This window comes from Pseudomonas sp. DTU_2021_1001937_2_SI_NGA_ILE_001 (assembly GCF_032463525.1).
In the GTDB taxonomy this organism is placed as follows: Bacteria; Pseudomonadota; Gammaproteobacteria; order Pseudomonadales; family Pseudomonadaceae; genus Aquipseudomonas.
This window is the reverse complement of the sequence record NZ_CP135971.1, coordinates 497,384-518,104: the sequence shown is the minus strand read 5'-3', so window position 1 is coordinate 518,104 and position 20,721 is coordinate 497,384. Positions and strand designations below refer to the sequence as shown.

Below are 20,721 nucleotides of genomic sequence, written 5' to 3'. Positions count from 1 at the left end.
AGACCCGTGAAGCGGCCCTCAACCGAACACATGGGAAGGCCGCCGCAGCACCGGGTCGAAGGGGTTGATGCGCCCGCCGATGGCCTTGGCTTCGCGCTTGAGCAGTTCCACCACGGTGGGCATGCGCTGTGGGCCCAGGCGGTCGCTGATGGTCGCCACGCTCAGCGCCGCCACCGCGTGGCCGTTGCGGTCGAGGATGGGCACCGCCAGGCCGGCCATGCCGTCCAGTACCCCGGTGTTGCGCCCGGCATAACCCAGGCTGCGCACGTTGTCGATCTCGGCGCGCAGGGTCACTTCGTCATAGTGGTGGAAATCCTTGAGGCGCGGCAGGTTGTAGCGGATCACCTCGTCGCGCTCCTCTTCCGGCAGGAAGGCCAGGATGGCCAGCCCACCCTGCCCCACGCCCAGGGCCACACGCCCACCGATATCACCGGTGAAGGTCCGGATCGGGTAAGGCCCTTCGCTGCGATCCAGGCACACCGCATCGAAGCCTGAGCGTGCGAGCAGGAACAGCGAGTCCCCAAGGGAGGCAGACAACCGCAGCAGGCTGGGCCGTACCACGTCACGCAGGTTGCCAGCCTGGCCGGCCTTGGCGGCCAGCGCGAAGAAGTCCAGGCTCAGGCGGTAGCGCTTGCTGCTCGCACACTGCTCGACCATGCCCTCTTCGATCAGGCTGCGCAGCAGGCGGTGCGTCGTGGGTTGCGCCAGGCCGACGCGCTGTGCCAGCTGGCTGACCTTTTCGCCCTCACCGCTGCACGCGCCCAAGGCACGCAGCACGGCGAACAGCCGCGAGACCGCACTGACACCTACTTCCCTGGCCTCTTCATTTCGCTCAACGGAATCCATATTTATCTTTCCCACCTTAAATTTCGCTCAGTGGAATAATTTCAAAATAACGCTCATCCAGTGAAATTACTCTTTGTCGGCATCCTAAGCTTTGCCCTACTCTCGGGTCCATAGGGCGATACCACAACATCGGCCGCCGCCACAGAAGCGAGCGCCAACGTCCGATCAGCATTGCTGCATTGCTCTTCGCCGCTGGCGCTCTGCCCAAATGAAACCTTCCGGTTCGTTCCGGTTACGTTCGCGTTGGAGCACAGCCCATGACCTTTCTCCTGATCGACCAGCTCTGCAAGCGCTACGGCGCCATCGAAGCGGTGGCCAGTTCGAGCCTGGCCATCGACAAAGGCGAGTTCGTCTCGCTGCTCGGCCCGTCGGGCTGTGGCAAGACCACCACCCTGCAGATGATCGCCGGCTTCGTCGAAGTCACCAGCGGCCGCATCGTTCTCGACGGGCGCGACATCACCCATGCCAAGCCGGCCAGCCGTGGCCTGGGCGTGGTGTTCCAAAGCTACGCGCTGTTCCCGCACATGAGCGTGCGCGACAACGTCGCCTTCGGCCTGCAGATGCGCAAGGTCGCCAAGTCCGAGATCGCCCGCCGCGTCGACCATACCCTGGCCCTGGTACGCCTGGACAAACACGCCGAGCGCTACCCGCGCGAGTTGTCCGGCGGCCAGCGCCAGCGCGTGGCCCTGGCCCGGGCGCTGGTCATCGAGCCACCGGTGCTGCTGCTCGACGAGCCGCTGTCCAACCTCGACGCGCACCTGCGTGAAGAAATGCAGTTCGAGATCTGCCGTATCCAGAACGAGGTCGGCATCACCACCCTGATGGTCACCCACGACCAGGCCGAAGCGCTGTCGATCAGCGACCGCGTGGTGGTCATGGAAGCCGGGCGCATCACCCAGATCGACAACCCCTGGCAACTGTACGAGCACCCCAGCACGCCGTTCATCTCTGACTTCGTCGGCAAAGCCAACCGCCTGCGCGGCGTAACAGGTCCCGACGGCCTGCCGCAAGTGGCTGCGCAAGGCCCCCTGACCCTGAGCCTGCGCCCGGAGAAGATCGGCCTCGGCGCGTCCGGCAGCGGCAAGCTCGAAGGGCGCATCAGCAGCCGTTATTTCCTCGGCAGCCAGTGGTTGTACCGCGTCGATACCACACTGGGCAGCCTGGCCGTGGTCCGCGTCAACGACGGCAGCACCGCGCTGGAACCCGGCAGCGCGGTGAGCCTGACCTGGGATGACCGGCTGCTGCGTGTACTCGACGCTGGCGAGGTGGCCGCATGAACGATGCCAAGCCGCACAACAGCACCTGGGGCTACGGGCTGAGCAGCCCGGCCCTGCTGCTGTTCCTCGCCCTGCTGGTGTTCCCGCTGGGCCTGACCCTGGTGCTGTCGTTCAACGAATTCGACTACACCACCGGCATCCAGGCCGGCCAGTACACCCTGGCGCACTACCTGAGCCTGCTGACCGACAGCTACTACTACGAGATCTTCCTGCGCACCTTCTGGATCAGCGCGCTGGTGACCTTGCTGTGCGTGCTGATCGGCGTACCCGAGGCCCTGGTGCTGAGCCGCATGGGCGCGCCCTGGCGCTCGATCTTCCTGATCCTGGTGCTGACTCCGCTGCTGATCTCGGTGGTGGTGCGCGCGTTCGGCTGGAGCCTGCTGCTGGGCGCCGACGGGCTGGTCAACCAGGCCATCACCGCCCTCGGCGGCCAGCCGGTGAAGCTGCTGTATACGCCCTTCGCGGTGATCATCGGCCTGGTCCACGTGATGCTGCCGTTCATGATCATCCCGGTATGGACCTCACTGCAGAAGCTTGACCCGGCCGCCGAACAGGCCGCCCTATCGCTGGGCGCCAGCCAGTGGACGGTGTTCCGCCGCATCGTGCTGCCGCAGATCATGCCCGGTGTGCTGTCCGGCACGCTGATCGTCTTCGGCCTGGCCGCCAGTTCCTTCGCCATCCCCGGCCTGCTCGGTGGGCGCCGCTTGAAGATGGTCGCCACGATGATCTACGACCAGTACCTGGCCGAACTCAACTGGCCGATGGGCGCGACCATCGCCATCGTCCTGCTGCTGATCAACCTGCTGGTGATGCTGAGCTGGAACCGCTTGGTCGAACGCCGCTACAAACGTGCCCTGGGAGCCTGACACCATGACCCGCAACGGCCCGCTGGCCCTGTCCTTCCATGCCCTGGTGATGCTGTTCATGCTCGCCCCCCTGGTGGTGGTGTGCCTGGTTGCCTTTACCCCGCAAAGCACTCTGAGCCTGCCCACCTCCGGGTTGTCGCTGCGCTGGTTCAGCGCGGTGTTCGAACGCGCCGACTTTCTCGACGCCTTCTACAACAGCCTGCAACTGGCCGCCCTGTCGGCCTCGCTGGCCACACTGATCGCCGTGCCCGCCGGCCTGGCGCTGACGCGCTACCGCTTTCCCGGCCAGGGCTTGATCAACGGCCTGCTGCTGTCGCCGATCATCATTCCGCACCTGGTGCTAGGCGTGGCCATGCTGCGCCTGTTCGCCCTGCTGGGGGTGAACGGCAACTTCACCTGGCTGGTGTTCGCCCATGTGGTGGTCATCACCCCCTATGTGCTGCGCCTGGTTCTGGCCGCGGCCATCGGTATCGACCGCAGCGCCGAACAGGCCGCGCAAAGCCTGGGCGCCGGGCGTGTGACGCTGTTCTGCCGGGTCACCCTGCCGATGATCCTGCCCGGGGTCGCGGGGGGCTGGCTGCTGGCGTTCATCAACAGCTTCGACGAGGTCACCCTGTCGATCTTCATCACCTCCCCGGCCACCCAGACCCTGCCGGTGCGCATGTACGTGTATGCCACCGAGTCCATCGATCCGATGATGGCCGCCGTCTCGGCGCTGGTGATCGGCATTACCGCACTGACCATGGTGCTGCTCGACCGGGTCTATGGCCTGGATCGCGTGCTGGTGGGCAAACAATGAGAGGGAGTGCCGCGATGCCTCTGTTCAAACGGGTCGCCGAAACCGACCGCGAGCCGCTGCCCTTCACCCTCGACGGCCAGCCCGCCCAGGGCATGCCGGGCGATACGCTGCTGACCGCGATTCTGACCTGCAGCGAACACCTGCGCGGCAGCGACTTCAGTGGCGAGCCGCGCGCCGGTTTCTGCCTGATGGGCGCCTGCCAGGACTGCTGGGTGCGCCTGGCAGACGGACGCCGAGTGCGCGCTTGCTCGACCTTTCTCGAAGCCGGTGCCAGCGTGACCCGCGACCCGGGGCGCCAGCCATGAACGAGATCGTCATCATCGGTGCCGGCCCCGCTGGTATCCGCGCCGCCCAGACCCTCGCCGCACACGGCGTGAAAGCGCTGCTGCTCGACGAAGCAACCCGTGGCGGCGGGCAGATCTACCGTCAGCAGCCGGCCAACTTCACCCGCAGCGCCAAGACCCTCTACGGCTTCGAAGCCAGCAAGGCGCAAAACCTGCACACCACCCTGAATACCCTGCAGGGGCAGATCGACTACCGCCCCGACACCCTGGTGTGGAACGCCGAGCAACACGTGCTCGACACCCTGCACCAGGGCCAGCGCGCCGGACGCGTGAAGTACTCGAAGGTGATCGTCGCCAGCGGTGCGACCGACCGCGTATTGCCGGTGCCCGGCTGGACCCTGCCCGGTGTCTACACCCTCGGCGCCGCGCAGATCGCCCTGAAATTCCAAGGCTGTGCGATTGGTGAAAGGGTCGTGCTGGCCGGCAGCGGCCCCTTGCTGTACCTGGTCGCCTACCAATACGCCAAGGCCGGCGCGCGGGTCAGCGCGGTGCTCGACACCTCGCCGTTCAGTGCCCAGGTGCGCGCCCTGCCTGGCCTGCTACGTCAGCCGGCGACCTTCGCCAAGGGTCTGTACTACCGCGCCTGGCTGGCCTGCAAAGGCATACCCGTGCACCAGGGTGTGAAGCTGCTGGAAATACAAGGGCAACAGCGCGCCAGCGGCATCCGCTGGTCAAAGGCCGGGCGTGAGCAGCAGTTGCCCTGCGATGCCGTGGCCCTGGCGCATGCCTTGCGTAGCGAAACCCAACTGGCCGACCTGCTCGGCTGCCAGTTCGCCTGGAACCCGCTCAACCGCGCCTGGCTGCCGGTGCGCGACCCGTTGGGGCGCAGCAGTGTGCCGGGGGTATACCTGGCCGGTGACGGGGCCGGGATTCTCGGTGCCGATGGGGCGGAAATGACCGGTGAACTGGCGGCCCTGGCACTGCTGCACGACCTGGGCAAGCCCGTGGATGGCGCCCGGCGCGACCGGTTGCTCAAGCGTCTGGCCAACCTGCAACGTTTCCGCCTGGGCCTGGAGCAAGCCTTTCCGTTCCCCGAATACTGGGCCGCTGAAGCAGCGGACGAGCTGGTGGTGTGCCGCTGCGAGCAGGTCACCGCGGGCGAGGTGCGTAACGCCGTGCGCGAAGGGCACTGGGAGATCAACCGGGTCAAGGCCATGTGCCGGGTCGGCATGGGCCGCTGCCAGGGCCGGGTGTGTGGCGCGGCGGCTGCCGAACTGATCGCCTGTGAAAGCGGTCGACCCATCGAGCAGATCGGCCGGCTGCGTGGCCAGGCGCCGGTCAAACCCCTGCCGTTCGGCCTGGAGGTCAGCCCATGAAGCCCCGCGATTTCGACGTCATAGTGGTCGGCGGCGGCATCGTCGGCAGCAGCGCCGCGCTGTGCCTGGCCCGTGGGGGTCAGCGCGTGGCCTTGCTGGAACGCGACTTCTGCGGCTCGCATTCCAGTGGGGTGAACTACGGCGGCGTGCGTCGCCAGGGTCGGCCACTGTCGCAATTGCCGCTGTCGATGCGCGCCCATGCCATCTGGGGCCAGCTGCGCGAGTGGATCGGCACCGATGGCGAGTACACCCGCTCCGGTCATCTGAAGCTGGCCCGCAGCGAAGCGGACTTCGCCTCATTGCAAGACTATGCAAAGCGCACCGCCGACTTCGACCTGCAGTTGCAGTTGCTTGACCACGCCGCCCTGCGCGAACGCTTTCCCTGGGTCGGCGACATCGCCGTCGGCGCTTCGTACTGCCCCGAAGACGGCCACGCCAACCCCCGCCTGGTATCGCCGGCCTTCGCCCAGGCCGCACGTCGCCAGGGTGCCGAGGTCGTCGAGCAATGCGCAGTGCAAGCGGTCGACCATGACGGCCAGCGCTTCACCGTACACACCAGCAACGGCCAGCTGTACCGCGCGCCCTGGCTGCTCAATTGTGCAGGGGCCTGGTCGGCACGCCTGGCCGAACGCTTCGGCGAAGCGGTGCCGTTGAGCGCGGCGCACCCGGCCATGCTGGTCACCGAACCGCTGCCGCTGTTCATGACCGCCAGCACCGGTGTCGAAGGCGGCGGCATCTACGCCCGCCAGGTGGCGCGTGGCAACTGCATCCTGGGCGGCGGTCGCGGCTTCGCCCTGAGCGCGACCACCGCCCGCCCCGGCCAGGCCGCCGTGCTGGAAATCCTGCGCAACGCCACCGAACTCTACCCGGCCCTCACCGGCGCCCAGGCCATCCGCACCTGGAGCGGCACCGAGGGCTACCTGCCCGATGACGAGCCGGTGATCGGCCCCAGCCTTACCCAACCTGGCCTTTTGCATGGCTTCGGTTTCGCCGGCGCCGGTTTCCAGATCGGCCCGGCTGCGGGCGAAGCCCTGGCGCAATGCATCCTCCACGGCACGCCGGCACACAGCCTCGCGGCCTTTTGCATCAGTCGTTTTCAGCAACCCCCACACCAGAAGGAAAACCTGTCATGACGCACAAGCAACGTCTGCTCGCTCTTTTCTGCTGCCTGCCGGCCGTGGCCATGGCCGAACCCACCCTGTACCTGGGCATGAACGGCGGCACCATGGAAAAGCTGTTCACTGACAACATCCTGCCGGCCTTCGAAAAGGCCAATGGTGTGAAGGTGGTCATCGTGCCCGGCACCTCGGCCGACATCCTCGCCAAGGTCCAGGCCACGCCGAACAAGCCGCCCATCCACGTCATGGTGCTGGACGACGGCATCATGTACCGCGCCATTGGCATGGGCCTGTGCAGCACCCTGACGCCCAACCCGACCCTGGCGCAGTTGCCGGAGAAGGCACTGATCAAGGACAAGGCCGCTGCCGTGAGCCTGGGGGTCACCGGCCTGGCCTACAACAGCCGGCTGTTCAAGGAAAAGGGCTGGGCCGCGCCCACCTCGTGGAACGACCTGAGCGACCCGCGCTTCAAGGGCAAGGTGGTGTTCCAGTCGATGGTCTCCTCGACCTTCGGCCTGCACGGTTTCCTGATGTTCAACCGCCTCAAGGGTGGCACCGATGCGAACGTCGAGCCGGGCTTCAGCGCCTGGCCGAAGAGTGTTGGCCCCAATGTGCTGGAGTACATTCCCAACTCGGCCAAGCTCTCGGAAATGGTGCAGACCGACGAAGCCGCGCTGTTCCCGCTCACCCCCACCCAGGTGACCGCGCTGAAGCTCAAGGGCATTCCGGTGGAATACGCACCGCCCAAGGAAGGCGCCGTGGTGCTCAACCAGGCCGAATGCGTGACCGCCAACAACGACCAGCCCGAGCTGGCGCAGAAGCTCGCGCAGTTCCTGATCAGCCCCGAGGCCCAGGCCCCGGCGCTGGAACTGGGCGACCAGATTCCGTCCAACCCCACCACACCGACCACCGACAAGACCCGTGGCCAGGTCGAAGCCATGCAGGAGTACCTGAAGACCGCGGTGACCATCGACTGGGACCAGGTCAACCAGAAACGCCCGGAATGGAACGCCCGCTGGAACCGCCAGATCGAGCGTTGAACGGTTCGCTCAGGCTCCATATGGCCCGGTAGGAGCAGCTTTAGCCGCGAAAGCGCCAGGAAATTCACTGCATCTGTTGTGAACAGGCGGTCGTTTCGCGGCTGAAGCCGCTCCTACCCGGCCTAATAGCGACTAAAGCGGCTGGCCCTTCATGCCAGCTATCAAAACGCTACTCTGCGTAACGCCCCCCTCCTTCTAAACCCACTCGCGCGCTTTAAAACCGTGCATTTTCCGGCGCAGTGCCTCATCACGTAACACTTTGTTGCGACCGCTATACCCAGGGCATTTCGACTTTCTCGTTCAACCCCTTGAATTGGCTCCATAAATAGCGCAGGGGCAGAAACTGGCCCGCAATCTGCTTAAGTGAATCCGTGGATAATTGGATACATTTATACAGGTCTCGTCATGCACCCAGCGCTCTCGTACACCGAACGGCCCCCGGTCACTGCTGAAGAAGAGGCCTACAACTTTCTGCTCGGCGCCATCTGCTCCGGGCGTTATCGCAAGGGCGACCGCCTGGTCGCCGAAGAGATCGCCAGCGAGATCGGCACCAGCCGCATGCCGGTACGCGAGGCGTTCCGGCGCCTGGATGCCCAAGGCCTGGTGACCCTGCGCCCCAATCGCGGTGCGGTGGTCAGCGGCCTGGACATCGAACAGATGTCCGAAGTCTTCGAGATGCGCAGCGCCCTGGAGGGCCTGGCCATCCGCGTGGCCACGCCCAAGCTCACCGAACGCCACCTGACCCTGCTCGAACGCTTGCTCGACGACATGGACAACTGCGGCGATGACGCCGCGCAATGGGTCATGCGCCACCGGATCTTCCACGAATACCTGTGCAGCCTCAGCGAGCGCCCGCGCCTGCTCAAGCAGATCGTCGCGCTGTACTCGCTGATCGAGGCGCCCATGCGCCTGTGGCTGGAGCATGGCGAAAAGCCGCTCAGCGGCCGCGAAGAACACCAGCAGATCATCGATGCGCTGCGCAGCGGCGACCCGGCGCTGGCCGAGCGGGTGATACACGAACACATCGAGGGCACCCTGCCCTCACTGACCGAGTTCCTGCAGAACGAACAATAACCCGGCAGGCCCGGTCCACGGGCCGCCACGAAGTCGTCTCCCTGAATGCTGCCCCACCCCTACACACAGCAAAACGGAGTTTCATCATGCGCCTTTCGTATTCGCTTGCAGCTGCTGTATCCCTGTCCCTGGCCTGCGCTGCTGCCTCGGCCGCACCGGTCATCCCTGACCGCCTGAAGTCCGCCGACAAACTGACCTACTGCTCGGGCATGGACTCGCCGCCGCTGGTGTCCTTCGATGCCCAGCAGAAACCGGTCGGCCTGGCCATCGACCTGGGCACGGAGATCGCCAAGCGCCTGGGCGACAAGAAAGTCGACTGGCGGGTGATTCCCTTCTCCGGCCTGGTACCGGCCCTGCTGGCCAGCCAGTGCGACCTGATCGTCGACCAGCTGTTCGACAAGCCCGAGCGGCGCCAGGTGATCGACATCGTCAACTACATGTACTCCAGCCAGTCGGTGGTGGTCCCCAAGGGCAACCCCAAGGGCATCAACAGCCTTGACGACCTGTCGGGCAAGAAGATCGCCGTGCTCAATGGCTCGACCATCAAGACCCTGCTCGATGCGCACAACGAGCAGCTGACCAAGGCCGGCAAGGAGCCGATGAAACTGTCGGTCTATAACTCCGATACCGACGCCTTCCAGGCCCTGCGCATCAGCCAGGTGGATGCCTACGGCACCACGGTGGAAACCGCCGGCTACTACGCCGCCATGGCGCCAGACCTGTTCCAGGAAGGCGTACCGGCGTTCAGCAAGATCCTCACCGGCATCGGCGTACGCAAGACCGATCCGCAACTGTCCGCCGCCGTGCAGCAGATCCTCGACGACATGCGCAGCGACGGCAGCTACACCGCGCTGCTGGCGAAGTGGAACGTTGCTAGCGACAAGCTCGACTGACGGAGACGGGTGATGAACTTCAATTGGGAAATCTTCTGGCAGTACCTGCTGCAACCCAGCGGGATCTACCTCAACGCGCTGTGGCTGACTTGCGCCATCGCGGTGCTGGCGATGTCGCTGGGCGTGGTGCTGGGGCTGATCGCCGCGCTGATGCGCCTGTCGAGCAATCCGATGCTGCAGTACCCGGTGCGGTTCTACGTGTGGCTGATGCGCGGCACGCCATTGCTGGTACAGATCGTGTTTCTCTACACCGCACTGGCTGCCGGGGGCATTTTCCGTTTCCAGGACATCGACCTGGGGCTGTTCATCCTGCCCGGCAACATCCAGGCCGCGATCATCGCGCTAGGCCTTAACGAAGGCGCCTACATGGCGGAAATCATCCGCGCCGGTATCGGCGCGGTGGACAAGGGGCAGTACGAAGCCGGTCGCTCGCTGGGCATGACCTTCGGCAAGCTGATGCAGCGCATCGTCCTGCCCCAGGCCTTCCGCATCATCGTTCCGCCGATCGGCAACGAATTCAACGTGATGCTCAAGAACACCACGCTGGTCAGCGTCATCGGCGTGCAGGAGCTGCTGCTGAGCACGCAGATGATCACCTCGGCGACGTTCCGGGTGTTCGAGCTGTACCTGGTGGTTGCCATCTACTTCCTGCTGCTGACCACCCTCTGGGGCTTCTTCCAGCGCTGGCTGGAGCATCGCTTCGGACAGTCGGAGCGGCGCCAGGAAAGCGCGTCGCGGCGCATGTTCGGCGGTTTCGCTGCACGCTTTTCGAGAGGTCGCTGAGATGCAAGACACGAACACGGATTACGTCATCGAAGCCCTGGAGCTGCACAAGGCCTTCGGCGAACTGGACATCCTCAAGGGGGTGACCCTGCAAGTGCAACGTGGCGAGGTGGTGGTGCTGATCGGTGCTTCCGGCTCGGGCAAGACCACCTTCATCCGCTGCATCAACCTGCTCGAAGACATCCAGAGCGGTCGTATTCGCGTCAACGGCCAGCCCATGGGCTACCGCGAACGCCCCGACGGCAGCCTCGTGCGCGACAGCGAGCGCAACATCGCCCGCCAGCGCCGCGACATCGGCATGGTCTTCCAGCGCTTCAACCTGTTCCCGCACATGACCGCGCTGGAGAACATCATCGAGGCGCCGACCCAGGTGCTCGGCGTCAGCAAGGGCACGGCCATCGAGCATGCCCGCGAACTGCTCAGGCAGGTGGGCCTGGCCGACAAGGCCGACCATTACCCTTCGATGCTTTCCGGCGGCCAGCAACAGCGCGTGGCCATCGCCCGCGCCCTGGCCATGAAGCCCCAGGCCATGCTGTTCGACGAACCGACCAGCGCCCTCGACCCGGAAACCGTCGGCGAGGTGCTGCAAGTGATGAAACAGCTCGCCGAAGACGGCATGACCATGGTGGTGGTGACCCACGAAATGGGCTTTGCCCGGGAAGTGGCCGACCGGGTGGTGGTCCTCGACAAGGGCGAACTGATCGAACAAGGCCCCCCCGAACAGATCTTCAACAATCCCAGCCATCCACGCACGCGCGCCTTTCTCAGCCGCGTCCTGTCGGAGCACGCACCATGCTGACGTTTTCTGCCCAGCGCTACCCCTATGCCTCGCAACGCCAGAGCGTCTTCGCCAGGCGTGGCATGGTGGCAGCCTCCCAGCCACTGGCCGCCGAAGCCGGCATCGACATCATGCGCCGCGGCGGCAACGCCATCGATGCCGCCATCGCCACGGCGGCGGCACTGACGGTGGTCGAGCCCACCGGCTGCGGCATCGGCGGCGACGCCTTCGCCCTGGTCTGGGTCAAGGGCCAGCTGCACGGCCTGGACGCCAGCGGGCACGCCCCGGCGGCACTGAACATCGAGGCTGTCAGGGCCAGCGGTGCCGAGGCCATGCCGCTGTATGGCTGGACCCCGGTTACCGTGCCCGGCTGCCCCGCCGCCTGGGCCGAGCTGTCCAGGCGCTTCGGGCGCCTGCCGTTCGCCGAACTGCTGCAACCAGCCATCTCGCTGGCCGAAGAAGGCTTCCCGCTGTCGCCGGTGGTTGCCCGCCAATGGCAGACCGCCTATAACGACTTTTCCGCCAAGCGCGAACCGGCCATGCAGGCCTGGTTCGACATCTTCCTCATCGACGGCAAGGTGCCCAAGGCCGGCGAGCTGTTCCGCAACCCGGACCAGGCCCGCACCCTGAAGGAACTGGCCGAAACCGGCTGTGAAAGCTTCTACCGTGGGGCCCTGGCCGCACGCATCGACGAAGCATCGCGCCAGGGCGGCGGCTACCTGCGCCAGAGCGACCTGCAAAGCTACAAACCGCGCTGGGTCGAGCCGATCAGCGTCAACTACCGTGGCTACGATGTCTGGGAAATCCCGCCCAGTGGTCAAGGACTGGTGGCGCTGATGACCCTGCAAATCCTCAAGGGCTTCGACTTCGACCATCGCGACAGCCTGAGTACCTGGCACCGCCAGATCGAAGCCTTGAAGCTGGCCTACAGCGACGGCCTGCATCACATCACCGACCCGGAGCACATGCGCGTGGCAGTGGCCGACCTGCTCGGCGAAGCCTACACGCAACGGCGCCGGGCGCTGATCGGCGATACCGCGCTGGAGCCCAAAGCCGGTGACCCGCATGCCAGCGGCACGGTGTACCTGGCCACCGCCGACGCCGAAGGCAACATGGTGTCGTTCATCCAGAGCAACTACCACGGCTTCGGCTCTGGGGTGGTGGTGCCCGGCTGCGGCATCGCCCTGCAGAACCGTGGCCAGGAGTTCAGCCTGGACCCTGGCCACGCCAATACCCTGCAACCTGGCAAGAAGACTTTCCATACCATCATCCCCGGCTTCATCAGCCACAACGGCCAGCCGGTCGGGCCGTTCGGCGTGATGGGGGGCTACATGCAGCCGCAAGGCCACGTGCAGATGGTGATGAACCTGGTGGACTTCGGCCTCAACCCGCAGGCCGCGCTGGACGCGCCGCGCTGGCAGTGGCTGGGCGGCATGAAGGTGGGCATCGAACAGGCCGCTTCCCGCGACCTGGCCGCCGCCCTGCAGGGCATGGGGCACCAGGTCGAAGTGGCCTGCGATTCGGTGGACTACGGTCGCGGTCAGATCATCGTCCGCGACCCGGTCAGCGGGGTGCTGTGCGGCGGCACCGAACCGCGTGCCGACTCGCACATCGCCGTGTGTTAAGCCGGTCGCTTCATTCGGCCGGCAGGTAACCCGGCAGCGCCTGGATGCGCGACATCCAGCGCTGCACATGGGGATAGGCGCCGAGGTCGACACCGCCCTCGGGGGCCAGCAGCACATAGGGATACACCGCGCAATCGGCAATGGTCGGCCGGCCGATGGCCAGCCAGTCATGTTGCGCCAGGTGTCCGTCCAGCACCGCCAGCAGGGCATGCGCCTTGTCCAGTGCCACTTGCTTGTCAAGCGCATAGCCAAAGCGGTCCACCAGGCGCGCGGCGCACAAACCGTGCTGAACCTCGTTGGCGGCGGTGGACAGCCACTGCACCACTTCCGCCTGCGCGGCCGGCTCGCTCGGCCACCAGGCCAAGCCGCCATAGGCACCGGCCAGGTACACCAGAATGGCCTGGGCATCACGCAGTACCCGCGAACCATCCACCAGCACCGGCACCTGGCCCAGGGGGTTGAGCGCCAGGAATGGCGCCTGGCGATGTTCACCGGCGGCCAGATCCACGCCGACCAGTTCCAGATCGATGTGCGCCAGGGCGGCGAACAGGCGGACCTTGTAGCAGTTGCCTGAGGCGGTCAGGTCGTAGAGTTTCATGCAGCGGCTCCTTCGGGAATCAGTTGGTTGAACTCCAGGACGTTGCCGTCCGGGTCGCGGATGAACAGCGCGATACGCCGTGGCCCGATACGGTGTGGGCCCTGAGTGACGCGAATCCCCTGCTCGCCCAGCCAGTCCTGCAGGCGCTGCAGGTCGTCGACGATGAACGCCGGGTGGGTGATGCCCGGCAGCTTCACGGCCGCATCGAGCAGTACGTTGTGCGCATCGGGCAGGCGTGCGCCGTTGAAGATCAGATTGATGCGTACACCATCGGCGCTGAGCATCTCGTTGGCTTCATGCTCGGGAAAGCTCGCGCTTTCGACGAAACCCAGGGCCTGGTAGAAGGCCAGCGCGCGGGTTCTGTTGCTGACCCGTATGCCGATATGATCGTAGGCCTGGATGCGCGCCGGGTTGACGCGGTGGGGGTTCGGAAACATGAGGTGGGCTCCTTGGCGGTTGATGGACACAGTGTCCCCCACCGCCCGGCGCGGACCTATGGCCTGGGCCTGACAAGACTTATTCATTCATTGCACAGATAGCGAGGACCGATGGACAGGCTCAAGGCCATGGCCAATTTCGTACGCATCGTCGACAGCGGCAGCCTCAGCTCGGCGGCGGACGCCAGCGGCCAGTCAGTGGCCTCCGTGGTGCGCTCGCTGGCGGCCCTGGAGAAGCACCTGGGCGTGCGCCTGCTCAACCGCACCACCCGACGCATGGCACTGACCGACGAAGGCAGTGAATACCTGGCGTGGAGCCGCCGCATGCTCGCCGACTTCGATGCCATGCAGCAGCGCCTGGACGCCCGGCGCCAGACCCCGGGTGGCCTGCTGCGCCTGACCGCACCGGTGGAGTTCGGCCAGCAGCATCTGGCGCCCTTGGTCAGCGAGTTTCTCAAGGCACACCCGCAGATGCGTGTGGAACTGACCTTCAGCGACCTGATCGTCGACCTGCTCGACCAGGGCCTCGACCTAGCGGTGCGCATCGGCCGCCTGCCGGACTCCTCGCTGGTGGCGCGGGCCATCGGGCGTACCCGCCTGGTCACCTGCGCCAGCCCGCACTACCTGCAGCAAGCCCCGGCGTTGCTGCACCCGCAAGACCTCGAAGCTCACGACTGCATCGTCTACACCGGCCAGGGCCGGCACTGGTATTTCCAGGAGGCGCATGGCGAGCACGGTCAGGAGATCCAGCCGCGCCTGACCACCAACCAGGTACGTGCCGCGCGCCAGGCCGCGATCGACGGCCTGGGTGTCACCCGCCTGCTGCATTACCAGGCTTGCACGGCCCTTGCCGATGGCCGGCTGCAGCGTGTCCTGCGCGAGTTCGAACCTCAGGACCTGCCCATCCAGCTGGTCTACCCCCACGCCCGCACCCTGCCGGCCCGGGTGCGTACCTTCATCGACTGGGCGGCGCCACGCCTGGAGGCACAGGTTCCCGACCCCGAAAGTTTTCCGTGAGGCAAATGCATCGGGTTTGACAGGGCATAGTGGAACGGCCTGATCAGGCAATTAATTAGTTAGGCAACTATTACAAAGCGGTGTGTTAACGACGCCGGCGTAAATGAGAGAAATACTTATAATCATACGTGTATATACAGCAAGAGTTTGACGCCAGCTTATTGAAAAACCGCCATTTTTCAACATTGGATCCAACCCGACTTAATCGACAGATAATTAAACGGTGAATTGAAAATATCGTTTGCAGAAAGCCGATACCGCGGATAGATTCCAAGCTGAACCTTTCCTGAAAACGGCTGTGATGAGGTAGTCCCATGCCAACCAGCCAGCCTCTCTCGACCACCGCCTGCCACCTCGACTTTGCAGAACTGCAAATCATCAACGAGATCGAAGGCCTGTCGGAAATTCTTCGACTGGTGTTGATGCGTACCGGCTTGAAGTTTGCTGCCATCGGCAAGTTTTCCGACGAGCATTGGATCGCTTATATCATCAATGATGAAATGCACCTGGGTATCAAACCCGGACATGCGATTCCCCAGGAAGTTGCGCTTTGCACTCAGGTGTTACGGGACCAGGCTGAACTTGTTATTCCGCACGCCAGCCAAGACCCGTACTACAAGCATCACCCGAACATCGTCAAGTTTGGTCTGGACTGCTACATCTCGTTCCCGGTGTACCTGACCAACGGTGAACTGTTCGGCTCGCTGTGCGCGACGGCCCCGCATTCGGCGGCCATCCTCAACGACCCGGAACTGATCGAATCGCTGCGCCTATTCGCTCGGCTGAGCGGTCGTCTGCTCTCCACCCCGCCCTGCCATATCCATCATTGACCACCTGCCCGATCCGGGCAGGCAATCCATTTGCGCTCAGCAACTGCCGGGCGGAATGCCGTCCTTGTTGAAATCCTTCAGGCGCTCGCGTTCCTTGGCCGTGGAATGCGCCGGAACGTCCTCCTGCCTGGGTGGTTCGGGACGTTGCTGCTTGTCGTTACTCATGATGATGCCCTCCAGTGTTCACTGCTTGGGCAGCCGGCAGCACGAGCCGTTCAACCTGATTACAGGGTCATGAGCATCTCATGCCAGGCCATCCCGCCATGATCCGAGGCCGAGGGCCGTACGTAGCGGTAGCCAAGGCGCTGGTACAGTGCAACGTGGCGCTCCTTGCACATCAGGTGGATGCTGCGCTTGTCCAGGCCACGCATGCGCCGCACGTATTCGTCCATCAGCCGTGAAGCATGACCCTGACCTTGCCAGGCCGGGTCGACGACCACCGACATGATCACCACGTTGGGCGCCGCCGGGTCATGGCCGATGAGTTCCTTGAAGGCTTCATCGGCCATCTGCACCTCATGGGCACAACCGCCGTTGATGAAACCGATGACCTGCCCTTCGGCCTCCAGGATCAGAAAGCCTTCCGGGTACTGGGCGATACGCGTGGCGATCTTTTCCAGAGTGGCGGCCTCATCGCCTTCATAGGCGCTGGTTTCGATCTGGAAGCACCGTAAGGCGTCGACGGGCGTGGCTTGGCGAAAGCTGGGGTTGGACATACGGGCTCCTGAAGATCGTTGGGCGGGCATGGTAATGAATTACCAACCCGCAGGTACTGCATTTTCTTCAGGTGCCCATGAAGGATAAGGCGTCGGCGGCGGGTCTGATCGCGGCTAAGGCCAATACAGTTCCGGTGGGAGCGGCTTTAGCCGCGAAAGCGCCAGGAATTTCACTGCATCGGCTGTGAACAGGCGGTCCCTTCGCGGCTGAAGCCGCTCCTACCCGGTCTAATTTATCGGTACAGACCGGTGGGTATCGCCACTGTCCTACAACCAGCCCTTGATCTGCCGCGCCACTTCCTCGGTGGATATGCCATAGCGATCATGCAGGGTCGGCAGCGCGCCGGCGTCGAGGAAGGCGTCGGGCAAGGCGATCTGCCGGAAGGTCGGGGTCACGCCATTGCGCAGCAACACGCTGGCCACCGCTTCGCCCAGGCCGCCAATGATCGAATGGTTCTCGGCCGTGACCACCAGCCGCCCCGGCTTGCGCGCCTCGGCCAGGATTGTCTGCTCGTCCAGCGGCTTGATGGTCGGCACGTGCAGCACCGCCACATCCACGTCGTCGGCCTGCAGCTTCTCTGCGGCCTCCAGGGCACGCATGGTCATCAACCCGGTAGCGATGACCAGCACCTCGTTGCCGGGGCGGATCACCTGGGCCTTGCCGAGCTGGAACTTGTAGTCGTAGCGGTCCAGCACCAGCGGTACGTTGCCGCGCAGCAGGCGCATGTACACCGGGCCCTGGTGCTCGGCGATGGCCACCGTGGCCTGCTCGATCTCCAGCGCATCGCAAGGGTCGACGATGGTCAGGTTGGGCATGGCGCGGAAAATCGCCAGGTCATCGGTGGCCTGGTGGCTGGGGCCGTAGCCGGTGGTCAGGCCCGGCAGGCCGCAGACGATCTTGACGTTGAGGTTCTCCTCGGCAATGGCCATGCAGATGAAGTCATAGGCGCGCCGCGAAGCGAACACCGCATAGGTGGTGGCGAACGGCACGCAGCCTTCGCGGGCCATGCCGGCGGCGGCGCTCATCAGCAACTGCTCGGCCATGCCCATCTGGTAGAAGCGCTGCGGGTGCGCCTTGGCGAAGATGTGCAGGTCGGTGTACTTCGACAGGTCGGCGCTCAGGCCGACAATCTCCGGACGCTGCTCGGCCAGGGCCGCCAGGGCATGACCAAAGGGTGCGGGCCGGGTCGGCTGCCCTTCGGCGGCGATCGAGGCGATCATCGCCGAGGTGGTCAAGCGTTTCTTGCCAGTCTCGGCGCCGTTGGATTTGACGGTACTCATGCGGTTCTCCCAGCCTCAAGATTGTCCAAAGCGATGTCCCACTCGTGTTCGTCGACCCGGATGAAGTGGGTCTTCTCACGGCTTTCCAGAAAGGGCACGCCCTTGCCCATGCGCGTGTCGCAGATGATCACCCGCGGCTGCGCGTCGGGGTGCTGGCGTGCAGCATCGAAGGCCCGCACCAGGGCCTCGATGTCGTTGCCGTCAACGCGCTGGGTGAACCAGCCGAACGCCTGCCAGCGGTCGACGATAGGTTCGAAGGCCAGCACTTCGCTGGAGTGACCGTCGGCCTGCTGGTTGTTGACGTCGACGATGGCGATCAGGTTGTCGAGCTTCCAGTGCGAGGCGGACATCACCGCCTCCCAGGTCGAGCCCTCGTTCAGCTCGCCGTCGGACAGCAGGTTGTAGACGAACGACTCACTCTGCTTGCGCTTGAGGCCCAGGCAGGCGCCCACCGCGATACCCAGGCCATGGCCGAGCGAACCACCGGTGATCTCCATGCCCGGTGTGTAGGCCGCCATGCCCGACATCGGCAGGCGGCTGTCGTCGGTGCCGTAGGTTTCCAGCTCATCCAGGGGAATGACCTGAGCCTCGATGAGCGCGGCATACAGGGCGATGGCGTAGTGACCGATGGACAGGTAGAAACGGTCCCGCCCTTCCCACTCGGGGTCTTCGGGGCGCAGCTTCATGGCGTGGAAGTAGGACACGGCCAGCAGGTCAGCCGCGCCCAGGGCCTGGCCCACATAACCCTGGCCCTGCACCTGGCCCATGCGCAGGGCATGGCGGCGGATGTTATGGGCACGTTCGCCCAGACTCACGGTAGTTGCGGGTGATTGGTTAGCGCTCATTGCGTAACTCCTTGAATCAACGATTGACCAGCGCGGCCGGCACACGCAGCACCAGAGTGGCGCCGAACAGCAGCACGCCAGTGATCAGGTACATGCCGATGGCACTGGAGCCGGTGTTGGTGGTGATCCAGCCGATCAGGTAGGGGGAACAGAAACCGGCCAGGTTGGCGAAGCTGTTCACTGCGGCGATGCCAGCGGCAGCCGAGACACCGCCAAGCAAGGTGGTGGGCAGCATCCAGAACAACGAGGAAGCCGAGAGAATGCCCGCCGCCGCCAGGCACAGGCTGGCCACCGACAGCAACAGGTTGCCGCCCAGCACAGCCGCCAGGCTCAGGCCGGCCGCGCCGAGGACCATCGGGATCACCAGATGCCAGCGCCGCTCCTGGTGCTTGTCGCCACTGCGCCCGGCCAGCAGCATGGCAACGATGGCGCACAGGTACGGCAGGCTGGTCATCATGCCGATGTGCAAGGGGTCGGACAGGCCGGCATTGCGGATCAGGGTCGGCAGCCAGAAGGTGATGGCGTACTGGCCCATGACCACGCAGAAGTAGATGCCAGCCAGCAGCCACAGGCGGCGGTCGCGGATGAACTCGCCGACCGAACCGTGGGTAACCTTCTGCCGGTTGTCTTCTTCCAGCTCTTTCTGCACCAGCTGCTTTTCCTCGGCGCTCAGCCAGGTGGCCTGGTGCACGCCGTCCTTCAGGTAGCCGAGCACCATGAGGCCGACCACCACGGTAGGAATCGCCTCGATGACGAACATCCATTGCCAGCCGGCCCAGCCATGCACGCCGGCGAACGCGTTCATGATCCAGCCCGACAGCGGGCCGCCGATCATCCCCGACAGCGGAATGGCCACGAACCACAGGACGGTCATCTTGGCGCGCCGATACGACGGGAACCAATAGGTGAGGTACAGCAGCAGCCCCGGCGCCAGGCCGGCTTCGGCGATACCCAGCAGAAAGCGCAGCGCGTAGAACTGCCAGGCGGTTTCTACGAAGGCGAACATCCCCGAGATGATGCCCCAGGTGATCATGATGCGGGCGATCCAGCGCCGGGCGCCGACCTTGTGCAGGATGATGTTGCTGGGTACTTCGAACAGGAAATAGCCGATGAAGAACATGCCGGCGCCCAGGCCATACACCGCTTCGCTGAGCGACAGGTCGTTCATCATCTGCAGCTTGGCGAACCCGACGTTGACCCGGTCCAGGTAGGCGCACAGGTAGCAGAGCATCAGGAACGGCATCAGCCGCCATGCGGTCTTGCGGTAGGCGTTGGAGCGCACGGAGGTGGCCGCTTCGAGTGACAGGGTAGTCATGATGGTCTTCTCTTTTATTGTTATGGACCGCCCCGCAGCGTCTGGCCGCAGCCGCCACCACGCCCTGCCCGGTGGGCTGCGACGCAGTGGCGGTCATGTGCTTGTGGCGTGGCCAGGCTGCGGGGCAGCAGCGAACAGCAAGAGCGTATCAGTGGATCAGCATGCCGCCGTTGACATCCAGGGTGATGCCGGTGAGGTAGCTGGACAGGTCACTGGCCAGGAACAGCGCGGCATTGCCGACATCCTGCGCCTGGCCCAGGCGGCCCAGCGGAATGCCGTCGATGATCGCGTGGCGACGCTCGTCCTGCATCAGGCCGCCGGTGATGTCGGTCTGGATCAGACCTGGAGCGATGGAGTTGACCCGTACGCTGTCTGGCCCCAGTTCCCGGGCCATGGCCCGCGCCAGGCCCAGCACGCCGGCCTTGGCAGCGCTGTAGTGCGGGCCGCCGAAGATGCCCCCGCCGCGCTGGGCAGAGACCGACGACATGCACACGATGCTGCCGGACTGGCGGGCGCGCATGCTCGGGATCACCGCCTGCGACATCAGCAGCGTGCCGCGCAGGCTGACGTCCAGCACCTTGTCGTAGTCGCTGTGACCGATGTCGAGGATCTTCAGGGGTTGGGTGATGCCGGCGTTGTTGATCAGCACGTCGATGTGCCCGTAATGCTCCAGCACAGCGGCCACGGCACGCTGGACCTGGCCCTGGTCGGCAACGTTGGCAGCCAGGCCCAGATGGTCCTCGCCGAGGGCAGCGGCGGCATCGCGGGCCGCGGATTCGTCGAGGTCGAGGATCACCACGCGAGCACCCTGACGGGCAAAAATTTCAGCAGTGGCCCGGCCGATACCGCGTGCCGAGGCCGCGCCAGTGATGATTGCAACCTTGTCTTTCAAGAGCATGGGGCGTTCTCCCTATTGTTTTTAT

General features: G+C 64.9%; 23 protein-coding genes. 14 read left to right on the top strand and 9 right to left on the bottom strand.

The genetic code is table 11. From position 1 onward, the window contains the following. Positions 1-18: 18 nt before the first annotated feature. Positions 19-846, bottom strand: a complete 828-nt coding sequence (locus RRX38_RS02215; RefSeq protein WP_315961316.1) for an IclR family transcriptional regulator — start codon at positions 844-846, stop codon at positions 19-21. Positions 847-1,103: 257 nt separating this feature from the next. Between RRX38_RS02215 and RRX38_RS02210 the strand changes: the two genes are divergently transcribed. The 12 genes from RRX38_RS02210 to RRX38_RS02155 all read left to right on the top strand — a co-directional run bounded on the left by RRX38_RS02210 (position 1,104) and on the right by RRX38_RS02155 (position 12,759). Further along, positions 1,104-2,123, top strand: a complete 1,020-nt coding sequence (locus RRX38_RS02210; protein WP_315961315.1) for an ABC transporter ATP-binding protein — start codon at positions 1,104-1,106, stop codon at positions 2,121-2,123. Beyond that, positions 2,120-2,989 carry an ABC transporter permease gene (locus RRX38_RS02205; RefSeq protein WP_315961314.1) on the top strand — a complete coding sequence of 290 codons (870 nt, stop codon included), beginning with the start codon at positions 2,120-2,122 and terminating at the stop codon, positions 2,987-2,989. Before RRX38_RS02210 ends, RRX38_RS02205 begins: the two co-directional genes overlap by 4 nt. A 4-nt stretch (positions 2,990-2,993) precedes the next feature. Then, positions 2,994-3,788: an ABC transporter permease gene (locus tag RRX38_RS02200; RefSeq protein ID WP_315961313.1), complete on the top strand. Its 795-nt coding sequence runs from the start codon at positions 2,994-2,996 to the stop codon at positions 3,786-3,788. Positions 3,789-3,802: 14 nt separating this feature from the next. Continuing rightward, entirely contained in the window at positions 3,803-4,093 is a 291-nt protein-coding gene (locus RRX38_RS02195) for a (2Fe-2S)-binding protein (protein WP_315961312.1), read from the top strand. Continuing rightward, the gene (locus RRX38_RS02190) at positions 4,090-5,448 is read left to right on the top strand and encodes an FAD/NAD(P)-binding oxidoreductase (RefSeq protein WP_315961311.1); all 1,359 of its coding nucleotides are present in this window, start codon (positions 4,090-4,092) and stop codon (positions 5,446-5,448) included. Before RRX38_RS02195 ends, RRX38_RS02190 begins: the two co-directional genes overlap by 4 nt. Next, positions 5,445-6,581: an FAD-dependent oxidoreductase gene (locus RRX38_RS02185; protein WP_315961310.1), complete on the top strand. Its 1,137-nt coding sequence runs from the start codon at positions 5,445-5,447 to the stop codon at positions 6,579-6,581. Before RRX38_RS02190 ends, RRX38_RS02185 begins: the two co-directional genes overlap by 4 nt. Next, complete coding sequence (locus RRX38_RS02180; RefSeq protein ID WP_315961309.1) at positions 6,578-7,606, top strand: ABC transporter substrate-binding protein; 1,029 nt, start codon at positions 6,578-6,580, stop codon at positions 7,604-7,606. Before RRX38_RS02185 ends, RRX38_RS02180 begins: the two co-directional genes overlap by 4 nt. Positions 7,607-8,011: 405 nt before the next feature. Next, positions 8,012-8,680 (top strand): GntR family transcriptional regulator, encoded by a 669-nt coding sequence (locus RRX38_RS02175; protein WP_315961308.1) that lies wholly within the window; start codon positions 8,012-8,014, stop codon positions 8,678-8,680. Between the two features lie 86 nt (positions 8,681-8,766). After that, positions 8,767-9,573, top strand: coding sequence for an ABC transporter substrate-binding protein (locus tag RRX38_RS02170; protein WP_295477947.1), 807 nt, complete (start codon positions 8,767-8,769; stop codon positions 9,571-9,573). Between the two features lie 12 nt (positions 9,574-9,585). Then, positions 9,586-10,356, top strand: a complete 771-nt coding sequence (locus RRX38_RS02165) for an amino acid ABC transporter permease (RefSeq protein ID WP_315961307.1) — start codon at positions 9,586-9,588, stop codon at positions 10,354-10,356. Position 10,357: 1 nt separating this feature from the next. Continuing rightward, positions 10,358-11,155: an amino acid ABC transporter ATP-binding protein gene (locus RRX38_RS02160; RefSeq protein WP_315961306.1), complete on the top strand. Its 798-nt coding sequence runs from the start codon at positions 10,358-10,360 to the stop codon at positions 11,153-11,155. Beyond that, positions 11,149-12,759, top strand: a complete 1,611-nt coding sequence (locus RRX38_RS02155; RefSeq protein WP_315961305.1) for a gamma-glutamyltransferase family protein — start codon at positions 11,149-11,151, stop codon at positions 12,757-12,759. Before RRX38_RS02160 ends, RRX38_RS02155 begins: the two co-directional genes overlap by 7 nt. 10 nt (positions 12,760-12,769) lie before the next feature. Here RRX38_RS02155 and RRX38_RS02150 read toward each other — a convergent pair whose 3' ends face one another. Together RRX38_RS02150 and RRX38_RS02145 are read right to left on the bottom strand one after the other, a co-directional pair. Next, positions 12,770-13,357 (bottom strand): glutathione S-transferase family protein, encoded by a 588-nt coding sequence (locus RRX38_RS02150; RefSeq protein WP_295477935.1) that lies wholly within the window; start codon positions 13,355-13,357, stop codon positions 12,770-12,772. Further along, a complete protein-coding gene (locus RRX38_RS02145; protein ID WP_295477932.1) occupies positions 13,354-13,794 on the bottom strand; it encodes a VOC family protein in 441 nt (146 codons plus the stop codon). The genes RRX38_RS02150 and RRX38_RS02145 overlap by 4 nt, the downstream gene beginning before the upstream one ends. A gap of 111 nt (positions 13,795-13,905) precedes the next feature. Here RRX38_RS02145 and RRX38_RS02140 point away from each other — a divergent pair, with 111 nt between their 5' ends. Beyond that, a complete protein-coding gene (locus RRX38_RS02140; protein ID WP_315961304.1) occupies positions 13,906-14,811 on the top strand; it encodes a LysR family transcriptional regulator in 906 nt (301 codons plus the stop codon). A 314-nt stretch (positions 14,812-15,125) separates the two neighbouring features. Next, positions 15,126-15,641, top strand: coding sequence for a GAF domain-containing protein (locus RRX38_RS02135; protein WP_315961303.1), 516 nt, complete (start codon positions 15,126-15,128; stop codon positions 15,639-15,641). A gap of 36 nt (positions 15,642-15,677) precedes the next feature. Here RRX38_RS02135 and RRX38_RS02130 read toward each other — a convergent pair whose 3' ends face one another. The 6 genes from RRX38_RS02130 to RRX38_RS02105 all read right to left on the bottom strand — a co-directional run bounded on the left by RRX38_RS02130 (position 15,678) and on the right by RRX38_RS02105 (position 20,696). Then, positions 15,678-15,806 (bottom strand): hypothetical protein, encoded by a 129-nt coding sequence (locus RRX38_RS02130; protein ID WP_315961302.1) that lies wholly within the window; start codon positions 15,804-15,806, stop codon positions 15,678-15,680. A gap of 59 nt (positions 15,807-15,865) precedes the next feature. Further along, positions 15,866-16,357, bottom strand: a complete 492-nt coding sequence (locus tag RRX38_RS02125) for a GNAT family N-acetyltransferase (RefSeq protein WP_315961301.1) — start codon at positions 16,355-16,357, stop codon at positions 15,866-15,868. A gap of 267 nt (positions 16,358-16,624) precedes the next feature. Continuing rightward, positions 16,625-17,638 (bottom strand): transketolase family protein, encoded by a 1,014-nt coding sequence (locus RRX38_RS02120; protein WP_315961300.1) that lies wholly within the window; start codon positions 17,636-17,638, stop codon positions 16,625-16,627. After that, positions 17,635-18,483, bottom strand: coding sequence for a transketolase (locus RRX38_RS02115; protein WP_315961299.1), 849 nt, complete (start codon positions 18,481-18,483; stop codon positions 17,635-17,637). Before RRX38_RS02115 ends, RRX38_RS02120 begins: the two co-directional genes overlap by 4 nt. A gap of 16 nt (positions 18,484-18,499) precedes the next feature. Further along, positions 18,500-19,798, bottom strand: a complete 1,299-nt coding sequence (locus RRX38_RS02110) for an MFS transporter (protein WP_295477912.1) — start codon at positions 19,796-19,798, stop codon at positions 18,500-18,502. Positions 19,799-19,946: 148 nt separating this feature from the next. Next, a complete protein-coding gene (locus tag RRX38_RS02105) occupies positions 19,947-20,696 on the bottom strand; it encodes an SDR family NAD(P)-dependent oxidoreductase (protein WP_315961298.1) in 750 nt (249 codons plus the stop codon). Positions 20,697-20,721: the final 25 nt, after the last annotated feature.